This window comes from Pseudorhodoferax sp. Leaf274 (genome assembly GCF_001422445.1).
Taxonomy (GTDB): Bacteria; Pseudomonadota; Gammaproteobacteria; order Burkholderiales; family Burkholderiaceae_C; genus Pseudorhodoferax.
In genome coordinates this window covers 69,725-85,348 of record NZ_LMNA01000006.1, presented here as the reverse complement: position 1 = coordinate 85,348, position 15,624 = coordinate 69,725, and the positions used below count along the sequence as shown (strand labels likewise).

The 15,624-nt window shown below is 69.8% G+C and carries 15 protein-coding genes; 3 read left to right on the top strand and 12 right to left on the bottom strand.

The features are described 5' to 3' along the window. Positions 1-11: 11 nt before the first annotated feature. Positions 12-1,142, bottom strand: a complete 1,131-nt coding sequence (locus tag ASF44_RS10645; protein WP_056899199.1) for a DUF5938 domain-containing protein — start codon at positions 1,140-1,142, stop codon at positions 12-14. A 22-nt stretch (positions 1,143-1,164) separates the two neighbouring features. Next, on the bottom strand, positions 1,165-1,968 hold the full coding sequence (locus tag ASF44_RS10640) for an SDR family NAD(P)-dependent oxidoreductase (RefSeq protein WP_056899198.1): 804 nt from the start codon (positions 1,966-1,968) through the stop codon (positions 1,165-1,167). A 101-nt stretch (positions 1,969-2,069) separates the two neighbouring features. Between ASF44_RS10640 and ASF44_RS10635 the strand changes: the two genes are divergently transcribed. The 3 genes from ASF44_RS10635 to ASF44_RS10625 all read left to right on the top strand — a co-directional run bounded on the left by ASF44_RS10635 (position 2,070) and on the right by ASF44_RS10625 (position 4,605). Next, on the top strand, positions 2,070-2,708 hold the full coding sequence (locus tag ASF44_RS10635; RefSeq protein ID WP_056899297.1) for a TetR/AcrR family transcriptional regulator: 639 nt from the start codon (positions 2,070-2,072) through the stop codon (positions 2,706-2,708). A 101-nt stretch (positions 2,709-2,809) separates the two neighbouring features. Then, positions 2,810-3,448: a histidine phosphatase family protein gene (locus ASF44_RS10630; RefSeq protein ID WP_056899197.1), complete on the top strand. Its 639-nt coding sequence runs from the start codon at positions 2,810-2,812 to the stop codon at positions 3,446-3,448. Next, a complete protein-coding gene (locus tag ASF44_RS10625) occupies positions 3,445-4,605 on the top strand; it encodes a DSD1 family PLP-dependent enzyme (RefSeq protein WP_056899196.1) in 1,161 nt (386 codons plus the stop codon). Before ASF44_RS10630 ends, ASF44_RS10625 begins: the two co-directional genes overlap by 4 nt. A 211-nt stretch (positions 4,606-4,816) precedes the next feature. On the opposite strand, the gene ASF44_RS10620 is transcribed toward ASF44_RS10625, so the two are convergent. The 10 genes from ASF44_RS10620 to ASF44_RS10575 all read right to left on the bottom strand — a co-directional run bounded on the left by ASF44_RS10620 (position 4,817) and on the right by ASF44_RS10575 (position 15,606). After that, on the bottom strand, positions 4,817-6,016 hold the full coding sequence (locus ASF44_RS10620) for an HDOD domain-containing protein (RefSeq protein ID WP_056899195.1): 1,200 nt from the start codon (positions 6,014-6,016) through the stop codon (positions 4,817-4,819). A gap of 211 nt (positions 6,017-6,227) precedes the next feature. After that, entirely contained in the window at positions 6,228-7,493 is a 1,266-nt protein-coding gene (flgL, locus tag ASF44_RS10615; protein WP_056899194.1) for a flagellar hook-associated protein FlgL, read from the bottom strand. Positions 7,494-7,506: 13 nt separating this feature from the next. Beyond that, complete coding sequence (gene flgK, locus ASF44_RS10610; protein ID WP_056899193.1) at positions 7,507-9,402, bottom strand: flagellar hook-associated protein FlgK; 1,896 nt, start codon at positions 9,400-9,402, stop codon at positions 7,507-7,509. A gap of 13 nt (positions 9,403-9,415) precedes the next feature. Continuing rightward, positions 9,416-10,282 carry a flagellar assembly peptidoglycan hydrolase FlgJ gene (gene flgJ / locus ASF44_RS10605; RefSeq protein WP_056899192.1) on the bottom strand — a complete coding sequence of 289 codons (867 nt, stop codon included), beginning with the start codon at positions 10,280-10,282 and terminating at the stop codon, positions 9,416-9,418. A 1-nt stretch (position 10,283) separates the two neighbouring features. Continuing rightward, positions 10,284-11,399 carry a flagellar basal body P-ring protein FlgI gene (locus tag ASF44_RS10600; protein ID WP_056899191.1) on the bottom strand — a complete coding sequence of 372 codons (1,116 nt, stop codon included), beginning with the start codon at positions 11,397-11,399 and terminating at the stop codon, positions 10,284-10,286. Between the two features lie 43 nt (positions 11,400-11,442). Further along, on the bottom strand, positions 11,443-12,132 hold the full coding sequence (locus ASF44_RS10595) for a flagellar basal body L-ring protein FlgH (RefSeq protein WP_056899190.1): 690 nt from the start codon (positions 12,130-12,132) through the stop codon (positions 11,443-11,445). A gap of 8 nt (positions 12,133-12,140) precedes the next feature. Next, positions 12,141-12,923 (bottom strand): flagellar basal-body rod protein FlgG, encoded by a 783-nt coding sequence (gene flgG, locus ASF44_RS10590; protein WP_056899189.1) that lies wholly within the window; start codon positions 12,921-12,923, stop codon positions 12,141-12,143. Positions 12,924-12,935: 12 nt separating this feature from the next. Continuing rightward, a complete protein-coding gene (gene flgF, locus ASF44_RS10585) occupies positions 12,936-13,676 on the bottom strand; it encodes a flagellar basal-body rod protein FlgF (RefSeq protein WP_056899188.1) in 741 nt (246 codons plus the stop codon). A gap of 9 nt (positions 13,677-13,685) precedes the next feature. Next, a complete protein-coding gene (gene flgE, locus ASF44_RS10580; protein ID WP_056899187.1) occupies positions 13,686-14,912 on the bottom strand; it encodes a flagellar hook protein FlgE in 1,227 nt (408 codons plus the stop codon). Positions 14,913-14,937: 25 nt separating this feature from the next. Then, complete coding sequence (locus ASF44_RS10575) at positions 14,938-15,606, bottom strand: flagellar hook assembly protein FlgD (RefSeq protein ID WP_056899186.1); 669 nt, start codon at positions 15,604-15,606, stop codon at positions 14,938-14,940. Positions 15,607-15,624: the final 18 nt, after the last annotated feature.

Below are 15,624 nucleotides of genomic sequence, written 5' to 3'. Positions count from 1 at the left end.
GGCGTTGCCGATCAGGCGTGGACCGTCAGCACCGGCGCCTGCACCAGGCCGAAATGCCGCAGCGCGCCCAGCAGCGCGTGGTGGCCGAAGGCCTGGCAGCCCGAGGCGAAGCCTGCGCGCAACGGCGGCTGCTGCAGCAGCCAGTTGGCCGCGAAGGCCTGCAGCAAGCCGGTCTGCTTGTAGTTGCAATTGCCGTAGATCACGCAGTGCGCGCGGCCCAGCGGCCCGGAGGCATGCACCGAATCGACCGACTTGTTGATGCGCGGGTTCTCGCGCGGCGGCATCGTGTTCATCACCCCGGCGGCGGTCTGCGACAGGGCGGCGTAGCGGTCGGCCTCGTTCATGCCCTCGGTGGCCTTGAGCGCGGCCTCGACGATCTTGGGCACGCCCAGCATCAAGGGCTTGTTGAACACGCCGCCCAGCACCTTGACGTTGGCCACGCGCGGGTCGCGCTTGAACCAGACGGGGTGCGAGGTGCCGCCCCAGGGCAGGGCCAGCGCCATCTCGTGCTGGCCCGGGATGGCCAGCTGGTACAGGCCGGCATCGGGCTGCCATTCCACGTATTGCTTGCCCTGCAGGTGGAAGGCCTTGCTCGTGGCGGCGTTGACCAGGATGGTCTGGGTCGAGGCGATGGTCGGGCTGCCGCCCCAGAACACCGCGATGTCCAGCGTGTCCAGGCCAGGCGTTTGCAGGCACAGCTGGGCCGCGATCTCGCCCGTGGTGTACATCTGCGCCAGGCCCGGCGACAGCAGCAGGCCGGCCTTGGCGAACTTGGCGCCGTACTCCTGGTCCAGCGTGATGAGCCAGTCCTGCTCGCCCGTGGTGTCGGTGTAGTGGCAGCCGCTGGCCAGGCAGGCTTGCACCACCTCATGGCCGAACTTGGCGAACGGCCCGACGGTGTTGAGCACCACCGATGCGCCCTTGAACAGCGCGGTCAGCGCCTCGGTGCTGTGCTCGACCTGCACCACCTCGTGGTCGGCGGTCTCGATGCCGGGCACATGGGCGTGCATGGCTTCTTCGAGCTTCTCCTGGCTGCGGCCGGCGGCGATGAACGGGATGCCGTACTCGCGCAGGTATTCGCAGACGAGGCGGCCGGTGTAGCCGGAGGCGCCGTAGACGATGACGGGTTTCTTGTGGCTCATGTTGTCTGCTCCGAGGTTGTTCTTACATACCCATGCCGCCGTCGACGGGCAGGCCGATGCCGGTGATGAAACGGGATGCGTCGGAGCACAGGAACACCACGGCATCGGCCATGTCTGCCACCTCGCCCAGGCGGCCCAGCGGTGTCTGTCCGACGATGCCGCCCACGGCCTCCTCGGCCGAGGGGAACAGGCCCGCGGCCACCACGTCGGCGGCCAGCTGCATGCCCATCTCGGTCGGCACCAGGCCGGGGTAGACGCAGTTCACGCGCACGCCGTAGCCGAGCTTGCCGGACTCCATGGCCGCCACGCGCGTGGCGCGGTCCACGGCCGACTTGGTGGCCGAGTAGCCGGCGATCGCCGGGAATGCGATGGTCGCGGCGACCGAGGAAATGTTGACGATGGCGCCGCCCTGGCCGGCCGCGCCGCCGGGCCGCATCGCGCGGAACGCGTGCTTCATGCCCAGCAGCGTGCCGACCACGTTGACGTCGAACATGCGGCGCAGGCTCTCGGCCTCGACCTCGCTGATGAGCGCGGTGATCTCGATGCCGGCGTTGTTGACGAGGATGTCGAAGCCGCCCAGTTCGGCGATGGTGGCCTCGGTGGCGCGGGCCCAGTCGGCCTCCTGCGTCACGTCCATGCGCACGAAGCCGGCCTGGCCGCCGGCCGCGCGCAGGCTGCCTGCCAGGTCGCGCCCCTGCGCCTCGCGCAGGTCGCCCACCATCACGGCCGCGCCGGCCCGCGCCAAGGCCTGCGCCATGCCGGCGCCCAGGCCCTGGGCGCCGCCGGTGACCAGGGCGCGGCGGCCCTGCAGTGTGTAGCCCGTCATTGCGTGTCTCCTATGTTGTCTTGACAGTTGTCAGAATAAAACTGGACAAGTGTCAAGAACATGGGGTTTCCACCTGAAGCGCTGTGCTATCTTTGCGCGCCATGCGCACACCCAAGGTCCCGCTGGAGAAGTTCGAGCAACGCCGCGCCGAGTTGGGCGAGGCCACGCTGCAGACGCTGGCCGCGCTCGGCTACGCGCGCACCAGCCTGCGCGAGATCGCACAGAACTCGGCGTTCTCCCACGGGGTTCTGCACTACTACTTCCAGGACAAGACCGACCTGATCCTGTGCAGCGTGCGCCAGTACAAGGCGCGCTGCGTCACGCGCTACGACGGCATCGTCGCCCAGGCGCAGGATGCCGCCGGGCTGCGGCAGGCGTTCCTCGCCCTGCTCGGCGACACGCTGCGCGACGAGGCCCCGCTGCACCGCCTGTGGTACGACCTGCGCGCGCAGGCCATGTTCGAGGCGGCGTTCCGCGACGACGTGGCCGTGATCGAGGCCAGCCTGGAGAAGATGGTCTGGAACGTCATCGCGCGGCTGGCCGCGCTGGCCGGCGCCACGCAGGGCCTGCCCAGCCCGGCGCTGGCCTATGCCACGATCGACGGGCTGTTCCAGCAGGCCTTGCTCAAGCACCTGTCCGGCGACGCGACGGCCATCGCGGCCCTGCAGCACGATGTGGCCGCGTTGCTGGCGCGGCTGTTGCCCGGGCCGGCGGCTGCCGAGCCCGTTGAAAGCCGCTGAAGGCCGTTGAAGCCGTTGACGGCCGCCGGTGCCCGGTGGCGGCCGCTGGTGGCCGGTGGTGGCCGGTGGTGGCCGCGCGTGCCGGCCTCCTAGAATTCCGCATGGACGCCACCCGCATCATCGCCATCCGCCACGGCGAAACCGCCTGGAACGTGGACACCCGCATCCAGGGCCACCTGGACATCCCGCTCAACGACACCGGCCGCTGGCAGGCGCGCCGCGTCGGCGCGGCGCTGGCCGGCGAACAACTGGCGGCCATCTACGCCAGCGACCTGGGCCGCGCCCACCAGACCGCGCAGGCCGTGGCCGATGTGGCCGGCCTGCCGGTGCTGGCCGACGTGGGCCTGCGCGAGCGGGCGTTCGGCACGTTCGAGGGCCGCACCTTCGCCGAGATCGAGGCGGCCTGGCCCGACGAGGCCCTGCTCTGGCGCAAGCGCGACCCCGCCTTCGAACCCGCGGGCGGCGAATCGCTGCTGCGCTTTCGCGAACGCATCGTCGGCACGCTGAACCGGCTCGCGTCGCGCCACCCGGGCGGGCAGATCGTGCTGGTCGGCCACGGCGGCGTGATGGACGTGCTGTACCGCGCCGCCACCGGCCAGGAACTGCAGGCGCCGCGCACCTGGGCGCTGGGCAATGCCGCCATCAACCGCCTGCTGTGGACGCCCGAGGCCGTGACGCTGGTCGGCTGGGCCGACACCGCCCACCTGGACAACGCCGCGCTCGACGAGATCGGCACATGACCCAGGCCGCGCAGATCGGCGACGCGGTGTCCGCCATCGACACGCCCGCACTGGTGCTCGACCTCGACGCGATGGAGCGCAACATCGCGCGCATGGCCGCATTCGCGCGCCAGCACGGCGTGCGCTGGCGCCCCCACGCCAAGATGCACAAGTGCGCCGCGCTCGCGCAGCGCCTGGTGGCGGCCGGTGCCGTGGGTGCCTGCGTGCAGAAGACCTCCGAAGCCGAGGCGCTGGCCGCCGCCGGCGTGCAGGACCTGTACATCAGCAACGAGGTGATCGCGCCGGCCAAGCTCGCGCGCGTGGCGCGGCTGGCGCGCAGTCTGCAGCAGCGTGGCGGCCGGCTGGCGATCGCGGCCGACAGCCACGAAGGCGTGGACCGGCTCGCCGCCGCGCTGGCCGGTGCGCAGGATGCCATCGACGTCTTCGTCGAGATCGACGTGGGCCAGGGCCGCTGCGGCCTGCCGCCCGGCCCCGAGGCGGCGCAGCTGGCGCTGCGCATCGCCGCCGTCCCGGCGTTGCGCTTCGCGGGCCTGCAGGCCTACCACGGCAAGGCGCAGCACCTGCGCGGCGCAGACGAGCGACGCAGCGCCATCGCCGCCGCGCTGCAGCTGGTGCGCGACACCTTGGCCGCCTTCGCGCCGGCCGGCCTGGCCGTGCCGCTGGTCACGGGCGCTGGCACGGGCACCATGGTGCACGAGGCCGGCAGCGGCATCTATGGCGAGCTGCAATCGGGCTCCTTCCTGTTCATGGACGCCGAGTACGCCGGCAACCAGGCCGACCCCGCGCAACCGGTGTTCGAGCATGCGCTGTTCGTCAAGTCCCAGGTGGTCAGCCGCAGTGCGCGGCATGCGGTCTGCGACGCAGGCCACAAGAGCCACGCGATCGATTCGGGCCTGCCGCTGGTGCACCGGCCAGATCCCGGCGATGGGGGTGGCGAGGCGCCCTGGCGCTATGCCAACGGCGGCGACGAGCACGGCCTGCTGCACGCCGACGACGGCCAGGCATTGCCGGCGCTGGGGCAGACGGTGTGGCTGATCCCGGGCCATTGCGACCCGACCGTGAACCTGCACGACACGCTGGTGGGCGTGCGCGGCGGGCTGGTGCAGGGCGAGGTGGCCGAGCTGCTGCGCGTGGATGCGCGCGGCGCGTTGACATGACGACGCGGGTGCCGGTGCGCAAAGATTGACCCTGCGGCCGACGGGGCAGGTTCAATCTCGATTGGCCGTACTTTTCTGCCACGCGGCCCTTGCCCCGCCGAAGAGCTGCACCGGCCAACCGATGCATGCGGTGCCGGTGTCGTCACCGCGGCAGCCGGGGAAGTGGCCTGACGCTTGCCGCAGGGCGGCGACCGACCCCACGAACATCCCCCTAGCGCCGCGCCCCCACCAGCGCCCGCAGCAACTGCCGGTTGGCCTCCTCGACCCCGATGCCGTGGGCGCGGCAGACCGCGCGCAGCGCGGGCGTGTCGTCGCCCTCCATGGCGCGCGCCGCCTGCAGGGCCGGGGCGTAGGGGCCGCTGCGCTTGACGGCGGCGGCGTAGATGCGCTCGGACAGCGGCAGCCGGTTCAGCACCACGCCCAGCGGCTCGTGCAGCAGCAGGTCGAGCTCGGCGAACAGGCCGCACAGGTAGACCTCGCGCCGCAGGCTGTCTTCGGCGCCGGCGTTCAGCAGGTGTTCGGTCAGCCGCGCACGCAGCACCATCTGGGCCTTGACCGGGCGCAGGTCGATGTCGGTGGCGGCGTGCGCGCCCTGGTCGGCCAGCCAGCGGCCGAGCGCGCCGTAGCCCAGCATCATCAGGCCGTGGCGCACGGAGTCGATGCCGCCGCGCCCGGCCATGGCGGCCGAGTTGGTGAACGACAGGAAGCGGTAGGCCAGCACCGGTTCCTCGCGCACCACGGCCTCGATCTGCTCCATCGACTGGTCCTGGTCCACCGCCTTGCCGGCGCGGCGGATCACCTCGCCGTCGGGCGCCACGGGCTGGTGGCGGTGCGCGTGCAGCACGTCTTCGGACGGCCAGCCCGCGATCGCCAGCGCGCCGGCACGGTCCAGGCACAGGTCGGCCAGCGCGCGGCTCTGCACACCCTCGATGATCTGGCCGGACGCGACGGACAGGTCCACCGGCCGGCCGGCGGCGGTGGCCTGCAGCACCGTGGCCGCCGTCAGCGGCGACATGCTCAGCATGCGCAGGAAGAAGCAGGGCTGCAGCGGCGCCTTCGGCCAATCCTCCAGCGCGCCGCGCCACACCAGCTGCAGGCCACGCGCGTGGGCGGCCTGGGCGCGCTCGTAGATGTCAGGCTCGGCCAGCCACTCGCCACGCACCTCGATCCAGTAGTCGCCGGCCGGCGCATGCGCCAGCATGTCGGACAGCAGGCGCTTGTTCTGCATGGACAGCAGCAGCTGCGGCGTGGCCATGGACGAGAGTTCCTGCAGCGCGGCCACGAAATGCACGGCGTCGATGGCGCCGCCCTGGGCCGCCTCGACGAACAGCTGCACGGCCTGGAGCTCGCGGGCCTGGTTCCAGAGCGGGCGGTAGCCCAGGGTGATGCTGCCGACGACCGATTGCGTCATGTCTCCTCGCGACCTGAAATCTCAAGTGTGCATTGTGCCGGCACGCCATCCGCACAAGACAGACCCCGCCGGCAAGCCACTGGTCCAGTGGCCGCGGAGCAGGCCATGTCAGCGCAGCCGCGGAACTGGCTCCGCCAGGCCGCCGGGTGCGCCCCTTGAGGGGTATCGGCTGGCTGCACGAAGTGAGCCAGCCCAACGGGGTGGTTTCATGTCACCGGATGAAGTCGAACAGCGAGAGTTTCTGGATCGAGGCGTAGGTCTGCAGTGCGACCTGGTAGCTCGTCTGCTGGTTCTGGAAGTCCGACAGGCCCTGGATCATGTCCATGTCCTCGGCACGCGAACGGTCGCCCTCGGCCTGCACGTTGCGGTCTTCCTGGGTGTCGTGGATGCGGTCCGCGCGGTTGAGCAGGTCGCCCGCGCGCCCGCGCATGGCGCCGATGCGTTCCAGGCTGGTGTCCACCTGGGCCAGCGAGATCGCCAGCTCGTGGTTGAAGTTGGCGTTGGTGCTGGAGGCGCCCTTGATCGAACTGCCGGGCTCGTACATGCCGGCGATGGCGCGGTCGAGCACGCCGAAGATGCTGGGCCGCTCGCTGGGCACCGTGGCATCGACCTCCAGCTGGTCGCCTTCGGCCGGGACGCCCTTGACCACCATGGAGATGCCGCCCAGCGTGATGGTCTGGTTCTCCTTGTAGGGCTGGCCCGTGGTGACCACGCCGGTGGTGTTGTTGGTGACGTCGTAGCGCATGGCGCCGGTGGCCGCGTCCACGTGGAAGGTCAGCGAGAAGTCCGTGCCCTCGCTGCCCATCAGCGAGGCGTCCTTGACCAGGCCCACATCCGCGTACAGCCGGCCGGTGTTGCCCGCGCCCAGGCTGACCTTGAACACGCCGTTGCTCTCGGGCACGTCCATCCAGGTGGCGCGCCCGTCCAGCGTGCCGGGGATGGCCACGTCGTTGGCACCGACCTGGCCCGCCAGGCCGTTGAAGCTGTAGTCGGGGTCGGGCACCGTGCCGTCGGCACTGACCTCGAACGGCGCGGACGTGCTGCCCAGGCCATGGAACAGCGGCAGCCCGTTGGCGTCCTTGCGGTTGGCCAGCGTGACCAGCTCGTCGCGCAGGCCCACGAGCTGCTTGGCGATGGTCTCGCGCTCGGTCGGGCTGTTGGCGCCGTTGCCGGCCTGCACCAGCAGGTCGCGGAACTGCTGCAGCAGCGTGGTCGCATCGCCGAGCGTGGATTCGCCGAGCGCGATGGCGCTCTTCTGCGTCTCCAGCGCGCGCTGCTCCACCGTGATGCGGGCGATGCGCGTCTGCGCGCGCTCGGCCTGCGCGGCCGAGGTCGGGTCGTCGCTGGGGCGCACCACGCGCTTGCCCTCGGTCAGCTTGGCCTGCAGGTCGGCGAGCGTGGACTGGCGCGTCTGCAGCGTCTGCCGCGCAGCGTCGAAGGTGTTGGCGGTGCCCAGGCGGGTGAAGGTATTGGCCATGGCCTCTCTGCTCTCAGCGTGCGATGGTCGAGATCAGGCTGTCGAAGATGCTCTGCGCCACCTGCAGCATCTTGGCCGATGCCTGGTAGGCCTGCTGGTACTGGATCAGCTTGGCGGCTTCTTCGTCCAGGTTCACGCCCGAGACGCCGGCGCGCTGCGCTTCCATGCCGTCGGCGATGGACTTGGACACATCGGCCGAATACTGCGCGCTCTGCGCCCGCACGCCCACGCTGGCGATCAGCGAGGCATAGCCGTCCGTCAGCGGCGCACCGTCGAACAGCTTCATGTCGCGCAGGTCCATCAAGGCCTTGGCGTTGCCGGAGTCCAGCGGCGCATAGGCCGGGTTGATGGCGCCCACCGTCAGCGTGTCGCCGGCCTGCGGCGCGCCGGTCATCGTGAGCGTCCAGGCGGGCGGCGTGTTGCCGTCGTAGGTGATCGGCGTGCCCGGGCTGTAGGCGAAGGTTCCGGGCACGTCCGAGCGCGTGTACTGGGTGCCGCTCGTGAAGGTGATGGTCACGTTCGCCGGCACCGGCACCGAGCCCGCGGCCAGCTTGCCCACGGTCAGGCCGCCGGTGTTGGTGGTGCCCATGTTGGCCTGCACCGGGCTGGCCACGGCCAGGTCGCGCGGCGAGGCGAACAGCGTGTGCATGTTGCCGGCGGCCTGGGCATAGGGCCGCAGCAGGAAGCTGTCGCCGGTGGCCGCCGCGCCGCCCCCGATGTTCAGCGCCAGGCCGTCCGCGGTGGGCGGCGGGCCGGGGTCGACCGCCACCGTGGCGTTGTCGGACAGCCGCGTCACCGTGTAGTCGGTCGGCGTGGTGAAGGTCACGCGGTAGTCGGACGCGCGCAGCTGGCTCGCGTTGGCCACGCTGATGCCGATGGTCGCCGAGCCGGCGTTGTTGACGAAGGGCGCACCGTCGGCCATCGTCACCGGTGTGAACAGGTCGCTGCCGGCGTCGCCGTCCAGGTCCAGGCCCAGCTTGTGCTGGTCGTTGATGACGGTGGTGAGCGACACCACCATGCGGCCCAGCAGGTTCTGCGCCTCGGCCAGGTCTTCGTTCTGAAAGCGCATCAGGCCCGACAGCGAGCCGCCGGCCAGCATCGTGTCCTGCAGCTTGAGCTCGGTGTTGCCGTTGACCAGGCGCAGTTCGGTGCGCGTGGCGTCCAGCGGGTCGTTCGCCACCTTGAGCTCCATCGGCCGCGTGCCCAGCACCAGCGGCTGGCTCTGCGCGACGAACACGTTGACGGTGCCGTCGTTGTTCTCCAGCGTGGTGGTCTGGACGTACTTGTTCATCTCGCTGATGAGCTGGTCGCGCCGGTCCAGCAGGTCGTTGGGCGACTCGTTCAGGCCGGACACCGCCTGGATCTGGCGGTTCACGTCGGCGATGCTGGCGGCCAACGTGTTCACGGTCGCCACGCTGTTCTGCAGTTCCTCGGTCAGCCCGCGCTGCAGGTTGGCCAGTTGCGCGGCCGTGTCGTTGAAGCGGGAGGCCGTTTCCGAGGCGCGTGTCAGCGCCACGGTGCGCGCCGTCAGGTCGGTCGGGGCGCTGGCCACGTCCGAGAACGCGTTCATGAGTTCGCTGACGGATGCGCCCAGGCCCGTGGTGCCGGTGCTGAACAGTCCTTCGAGCTGCAGCAGCTTCTCGGCGCGGGCCACGTCCTGCGCCGACACCGACTTGGTCAGCGCAGCCTGGCGCGACAGGTAGGCGTCGTAGACGCGCTCGATGGCCGCCACCTCCACGCCCTTGCCGATGTAGCCGCCGCCGGAATACTGCCCCTCCACCGTCGCCAGCTTGACCACCTGGCGCGAGTAGCCCACGGTGGCGTTGTTGGCGATGTTGTGGCCGGTGGTCGACAGCGCGGCCTGGTTGGCCTGCAGCGCGCGGACGCCGACGTTGAGGATGTTGCTCATGCCGCAGCCGCTTCTAGGCGTTCAAGGCGCGCTGCACCTGCAGCGTGCTGTTGATCACGCGGCTGAGCTTGCCGGCGTAGTCCGGGTCGGTGGCGTAGCCGGCGCGCTTGAGTTCGGTGGCGAAGGCCAGCGGCGAGGCGGTCTTGCTGAGCACCTTCTCGTAGCGCGGGCTGTTGGTGATCATCTGCGCGTAGTCGCGGAACGAGTCCTCGTAGGAGTCGTAGGCGCGGAACTTGGCCTTGACCTTGCGCGCCTCGCCGTTCACGTATTCGGTGGTCGTCACCTCGGCCACCTTGCCGGTCCAGCCCGGGCCGGCCTTGATGCCGAACAGGTTGAACGAGGTGCTGCCGTCGCTGTGCTTGATCTCGCGCTTGCCCCAGCCCGTCTCGTGCGCGGCCTGGCCGATCATGTAGCTGGCCGGGATGCCGCTCTGCTGCTCGATGCGCTCGGCCGCATCCTGGTGCTGCTGCACGAAGCCGTGCTTGGCGCTGCCGCCGCTGCCGGCGCCGGCGCGCGACACCTTGCCGGCATCCTCGGACGGCGGCAGCACGCGCGTGTTGTCCATGGACACCGTGTGGCGCGAGAGCTGGCGCTCGATGGCCGCGGACAGCCCGCCCGGCAGGCCGGACATGGAGACCGACAGCTGCTGGTCCAGCAGGTCCTTGCTGATCTCGCTCTGCGGGCTGTCGAACAGGCCGGACTTCATGGTCGCGTCGCGCATGCTCTTGATCAGCTCGCGCATGAACAGCGATTCGAGCTGCTTGGCCGCTTCCTTGACGGCGCCGGCGCCGTCCTTGCCGGCCTGCGCCTTCAGCGAATCCAGCGAGCGGGCATCGGCGGCGAGCGCGTTGTTGTTGGTGACCAGCGGCGAGAGCGACATCTCAAATCACCTCCAGCTCGGCATTGAGGGCGCCCGCGGCCTTGATGGCCTGCAGGATGGCCAGCAGGTCCTGCGGCGTGGCGCCCAGCGCGTTCAGCGCGCGCACCACGTCGCCCAGCTGGGGCGCGCCCTGCAGCTGCAGCAGTTTGCCCGGCTCCTGCTTGACCGAGATGTCCGATTGCTGCGTGACCACCGTCTGCCCCTGCGAGAACGGCGCCGGCTGGCTGATCACCGGCGTGGTGGCGATGCTGACCGACAGGTTGCCGTGCGCGATGGCGCAGGGCCCCAGCGTCACGGCCTGGTTCAGCACGATGGAGCCCGTGCGCGAGTTGATGACCACCTTGGCCGAGGGAACGGCCTTGTCGAAGCGCAGCTCCTCCAGCTCGGCGATGAAGTTCACGCGCGCATGCGGCGTGGTGGGCGCGCGCACCTGCACCGTGCGGCCGTCCAGCGCCTGCGCCAGGCCCTGGCCCAGCTTCTCGTTGATGACGCTGGCCACGCGGCGCGCGGTCTGGAAGTCCGAGGCATCCAGGCCCAGCGTGATGTGGTCGCCGTCCTGCAGCGGCGTGGGCACGCTGCGCTCGACCTGGCCGCCGCCCGGGATGCGGCCGGCCGACAGGTGGTTGATCTGCACCTTGCTGCCGCCGGCGGCAGCGCCGGCACCGGCCACCACCAGGTTGCCCTGGGCCAGCGCGTAGACCTCGCCGTCGGCACCGCGCAGCGGCGTGACGATCAGCGTGCCGCCCTTGAGCGACTTGGCATTGCCCATGGACGAGACCGTCACGTCGATGGCCTGGCCCGGCTGCGCGAAGGCGGGCAGCTCGGCCGTGACCAGCACCGCCGCCACGTTCTTGAGCTGCAGCTGCGAGGCCTGGTTGGCCGGCAGCACGATGCCCTGCTGCTGCAGGTAGTTGGACAGGCTCTGCGTGGTGTAGGGCATCTGCGTGGTCTGGTCGCCGGTGCCGTCCAGGCCCACCACCAGGCCGTAGCCCGTCAACTGGTTGCTGCGCACGCCCTGCACCGAGGCCACTTCCTTGATGCGCATGGCCTGGGCCGGCATGGCCAGCAGCGCCAGGGCGGCGAGCAGCGGGAGCAGGAGGCGTGGCAGGAAGGTCATGGCAGTGCTCGGGATAAGAGGGCTGCCACGATTGTGCGAAGCCTCAGAACGGCAGAACGCTCAAAAAGAACCGCGCCAGCCAGCCAATTGCCATCGCGTCCTGCTGCTGGCCGCGCCCGCGCGACTCCACGCGCACGTTGGCCACGGAGGTCGACGGCACGATGCTGCCGGGCAGCACGGCGCGCGGGTCCACCGTCCCGGAGAAGCGCAGCACGTCCACGTTCTGGTTCACGCCGATCTGCTTCTCGCCCAGCACCACGAGGTGGCCGTTGGGCAGCACGTCGACCACGGTGGTGGTGATGGTGCCGCTGAAGGTGTTGGCCGCGCTGGTGCCGCCGTTGCCGGCGAACTTGTTTTCCGACTCGGCGCCCACGCTGAGCTTGCCCAGCAGCGAGGACGACAGGAACGGGAAGCCGGTGACGCCGCTGCTGACGCTGCCGGTCTTGTCGACCGAGGCGGTGCTGGTCTGGCTGGCGTTCAGGCTCTCGACGATCTGCACCGTGAGCGTGTCGCCCAGCATGCGCGGGCGGCGGTCCTCGAACAGCGGCCGGTAGCGCACCTGCGAGTACAGGCCGCCCGTCGCCACGGCCGGTGCCTGCGGCGCGATGGCCACGGGCCGTTGCGTGGCGGGATCGGGGAATTCGACCTTGGGGGTCTGCTGCAGCGTCTCGCAGCCGGCCAGCGCGAAGGTCGCCAGCGCCAACAGCCAGAGCCTGAGGGAGGTGCGTGCCATGGTCGCTCCTACAGCTGCGCGAGCTTTTGCAGCATCTGGTCCGAGGTCTGCACGGCCTTGGAGTTCATCTCGTAGGCGCGCTGGGTCTGGATCATGGTCACCAGCTCCTGCACCACGTTGACGTTGGACGTCTCCAGGTAGTTCTGGCGCATCACGCCCAGGCCGTTGGTGCCCGGCGTGCCGCCCTGGGGCTGGCCCGAAGCGGCGGTCTCGGTGAAGATGTTCTGGCCGCGCGGCTCCAGGCCCGGCGGGTTGACGAAGTTGGACATGGCGATCGTGCCCACCTGCTGCGGCGCCGCGTTGCCCGGCAGCACCACCGAGACCACGCCCGTCTCGCTGATCGTGACGTTGACGGTGTTGGGCGGGATCGTGATGCCGTTGGCCACCGGCAGGCCGTTGGAGGTCACCAGGCGGCCCTGCGAGTCGACCTCGAAGCTGCCGTCGCGCGTGTAGCCCACGGTGCCGTCGGGCAGCTGCACGTTGAAGAAGCCGTTGCCGTTGATGGCCACGTCGAAGCGGTTCTCCGTCAGCTGCAGCGAGCCCTGCGAGTACTGCCGGCTGGTGGCCACGGTGCGTACGCCCAGGCCCAGCTGCAGGCCGGTGGGCAGCTGCTCGGCCTCGGTGTTGTTGGCGCCGACCTGGCGCAGGTTCTGGTAGATCAGGTCTTCGAACACCGCGTTGGAGCGCTTGAAGCCGGTCGTCGAGACGTTGGCCAGGTTGTGCGAGATGACGTCCAGCTGCGTCTGCTGCGCTTCCATGCCGGTCTTGGAGATCCAGAGCGAATTGATCATGGCGAACCTTTCTTAACCTTGGGTGCCCAGCAACTGGCTGGCGCTCTTGTCGCCGGCTTCGGCGAGTTGCAACAGACGCATCTGGACTTCGAACTGGCGCGCCACCTGGATCATGCCGACCATGGTTTCCACGGCATTCACGTTCGAGCCTTCGAGCGCTCCGGCGGCCATGCGTGCGTTCGCATCGCTCGGCAGGGGGTCGCCCGAGGTGGTGCGGAACAGCCCGTCGTCGCTGCGCTTGAGCTTGTCTTCCGCCGTCGGCGTGGCCAGCTTGAGCCGGCCCATGTTGGTGGGCGGCAGGTTGCCGACCTTGGCCGTGATGCTGCCGTCCGAGCCCAGCGTGATCTCGGCATTGGGCGGCACGTCGATGGGCGCGCCGCCGTCGCTGAGCACGGGCAGGCCGGTCGGCGTGACGAGCGTGCCGGCGGCCGTGATCTCGAAGGAGCCGCCGCGCGTGTAGGCCTCGGTGCCGTCCAGCCCCTGCACCGCGAACCAGGCGTTGTCGCGTGCCATGGCGTCCAGGTTGCGGCCGGTGCGCTGCACCGGGCCGGCCTTCTCGTCGTGGCCGCGCGTGGTCTCCAGCGCGAACACCCGGCTGCTGGAGCCCGGGCCGTTCAGCGGCACCGAACGGAAGTTCGACAGCTCGGCCCGGAAACCGGTCGTCGAGACGTTGGCGAGGTTGTTGGACAACACCGCCTGCCGTCCGGAGGCGGCGAGGGCGCCGGTCATCGCGGTGTAGATGATGTGGTCCATGGCTCAGCCTTAGCGGATGTTGAGGATGGTGTTCAGGACCTGGTCCTGCGTCTTGATGGTCTGCGCGTTGGCCTGGTAGGTGCGCTGCGCGGTCATCATGTTCACGAGCTCCTTGGTCAGGTCGACGTTGGAGTCCTCCAGCGTGCCGGCACGCACCACGCCCAGGTTGCCGCTGCCCGGCGTGCCGGTGGCGGTGGGCGTCATGCCCGAGGCGGCCGTGGCCAGCCACAGGTTGCCGCCGACCGGCGCCAGGCCCTGGGCGTTGGTGAAGGTGGCCAGCTGGATCTGGCCGACGGCCAGCGTCTTGCCGTTGGAGTAGACGCCCTGCACCACGCCGCTGTCGTTGATGTTGACGGCGGTCAGCTGGCCCGAGGTCTGGCCGTCGGCCAGCCCCTTCGTCACGCCGAAGCGCGAGGAGCCGTACTGCGTCGCGCGCTCCAGGTTGATGGCGACCGGGAAGGTCGTGGTGCCGTCCGATTCCGTGAGGTTCAGCGACGTCAGCGTCGGCGACGAGGTCAGCTCGCCGTCGTTGCCGAAGGTCATGCTGCCGCTGTTGGTCATGGCGCCGCCGTCCACTGCGGTCCACACGTCCCAGCTGTTGTTGGCGGTCTTGGTGAAGTAGATGCTGATGGGAACGGCTGTGCCCTGCGCGTTGTAGGCCACGGCCGAGGTGCCGTAGGTCTCGATCGGCGGCGTCAGCGCAGCGGGTGCGGTGCCGGTCGGCACCGTGGCGCTGGCGTCCAGGTTGAAGCGCAGGTCCAGCTTCGTGCTGCGGGCGGCGTCGATCTGGCCGCCGGCCGGCATCATCAGCGGGCCGATGGCGCCACCGGTCGGGATCAGGCCGTTGGCGTCGGCAACGATGCCCAGCAGGGCGCCGTTGTCGTTGGTGACGATCTGGCCTTCCTTGGTCAGCTTGAACGAGCCGTCGCGGGTGTAGGCGCGCACCCCGTTGGGCTGGTCGATCTGGAAGAAGCCGTTGCCGTTGATGGCCACGTCCAGCGAGTTGCCGGTCACCGACAGGTTGCCCTGCGTGAATTGCTGCGAGACCGTGTTGACCTCCACGCCCAGGCCCTGGTTGATGCCGCCGGCCGTGCCCATCGCGTTGGCGTACAGCTCGGCGAACTCGGCGCGCGAGGCCTTCATGCCGGTGGTGTTGGCGTTGGCGATGTTGTGGCCGATCACGTCCAGGTTCTTGCTGGCGGCGTTCAGACCGGAGAGACCTTGTTGGAATGCCATGGAAAGCTCCTGAGGCGTTGGGGGTTCAGAGGATGGCCTTGACGCTGCTGTAGGCCAGCGACTTGCCGCCGGCCAGTTGCAGCGTCAGCACGTTGTTCTCGTTGCTGACGGACTCGACGCGCGAGCGCTGCAGCGCGGTGGCGGTGACGGTGTTCTTGCTGGTCGGCGTCACGGTGAAGTTCAGCGCTTCGCTGCCGCTGTACTTCGATGCATCCCACTCGATGGTGTGGCGGCCAGCCGGCAACGCATTCATTTCGATGGTGTCGACGAGGGTGCCGCTGGCGGTGCGCACCTCCACCTTGACCTTGTCGGCGCTCGCCGAGAGATCGAACGCGCCGCGGCCCACCTTGTCGCTGACCTGCAGCGTGGAGCCCTCGTTCAGCACCTCGCGGCCGACCATGGCCGCGCCCTGCAGCGCCTGCATCGAGGCCATCTGCGACAGCACGTTGCCGACGGTGGAATTGAGGTTCTCGATGCCCGTGACGGTGTTGAGCTGCGCGATCTGCGAGGTCATCTGCGCGTTGTCCAGCGGGTTCATCGGGTCCTGGTTGTTCAGCTGCGCGACCAGCAGCTTGAGGAAGCGGTCCTGCACCGCCTGCGCGCTCGAGTCGTTCTTGCTCTTGCTGCTGGTGGTGCCCGTGCTGGACGTGGTGGTGCCGTTGGTGGCGTTGAGGACGTCGGTGCTGATGGCCATGGTGTGCTTTCGGTTGGT

Excerpts from the sequence above, each read along its gene's own strand:
- ASF44_RS10645 (WP_056899199.1), bottom strand. The coding sequence starts at position 1,142 with ATGAGCCACAAGAAACCCGTCATCGTCTACGGCGCCTCCGGCTACACC.
- ASF44_RS10640 (WP_056899198.1), bottom strand. The coding sequence starts at position 1,968 with ATGACGGGCTACACACTGCAGGGCCGCCGCGCCCTGGTCACCGGCGGC.
- ASF44_RS10635 (WP_056899297.1), top strand. The coding sequence starts at position 2,070 with ATGCGCACACCCAAGGTCCCGCTGGAGAAGTTCGAGCAACGCCGCGCC.
- ASF44_RS10630 (WP_056899197.1), top strand. The coding sequence starts at position 2,810 with ATGGACGCCACCCGCATCATCGCCATCCGCCACGGCGAAACCGCCTGG.
- ASF44_RS10625 (WP_056899196.1), top strand. The coding sequence starts at position 3,445 with ATGACCCAGGCCGCGCAGATCGGCGACGCGGTGTCCGCCATCGACACG.
- ASF44_RS10620 (WP_056899195.1), bottom strand. The coding sequence starts at position 6,016 with ATGACGCAATCGGTCGTCGGCAGCATCACCCTGGGCTACCGCCCGCTC.
- flgL (WP_056899194.1), bottom strand. The coding sequence starts at position 7,493 with ATGGCCAATACCTTCACCCGCCTGGGCACCGCCAACACCTTCGACGCT.
- flgK (WP_056899193.1), bottom strand. The coding sequence starts at position 9,402 with ATGAGCAACATCCTCAACGTCGGCGTCCGCGCGCTGCAGGCCAACCAG.
- flgJ (WP_056899192.1), bottom strand. The coding sequence starts at position 10,282 with ATGTCGCTCTCGCCGCTGGTCACCAACAACAACGCGCTCGCCGCCGAT.
- ASF44_RS10600 (WP_056899191.1), bottom strand. The coding sequence starts at position 11,399 with ATGACCTTCCTGCCACGCCTCCTGCTCCCGCTGCTCGCCGCCCTGGCG.
- ASF44_RS10595 (WP_056899190.1), bottom strand. The coding sequence starts at position 12,132 with ATGGCACGCACCTCCCTCAGGCTCTGGCTGTTGGCGCTGGCGACCTTC.
- flgG (WP_056899189.1), bottom strand. The coding sequence starts at position 12,923 with ATGATCAATTCGCTCTGGATCTCCAAGACCGGCATGGAAGCGCAGCAG.
- flgF (WP_056899188.1), bottom strand. The coding sequence starts at position 13,676 with ATGGACCACATCATCTACACCGCGATGACCGGCGCCCTCGCCGCCTCC.
- flgE (WP_056899187.1), bottom strand. The coding sequence starts at position 14,912 with ATGGCATTCCAACAAGGTCTCTCCGGTCTGAACGCCGCCAGCAAGAAC.
- ASF44_RS10575 (WP_056899186.1), bottom strand. The coding sequence starts at position 15,606 with ATGGCCATCAGCACCGACGTCCTCAACGCCACCAACGGCACCACCACG.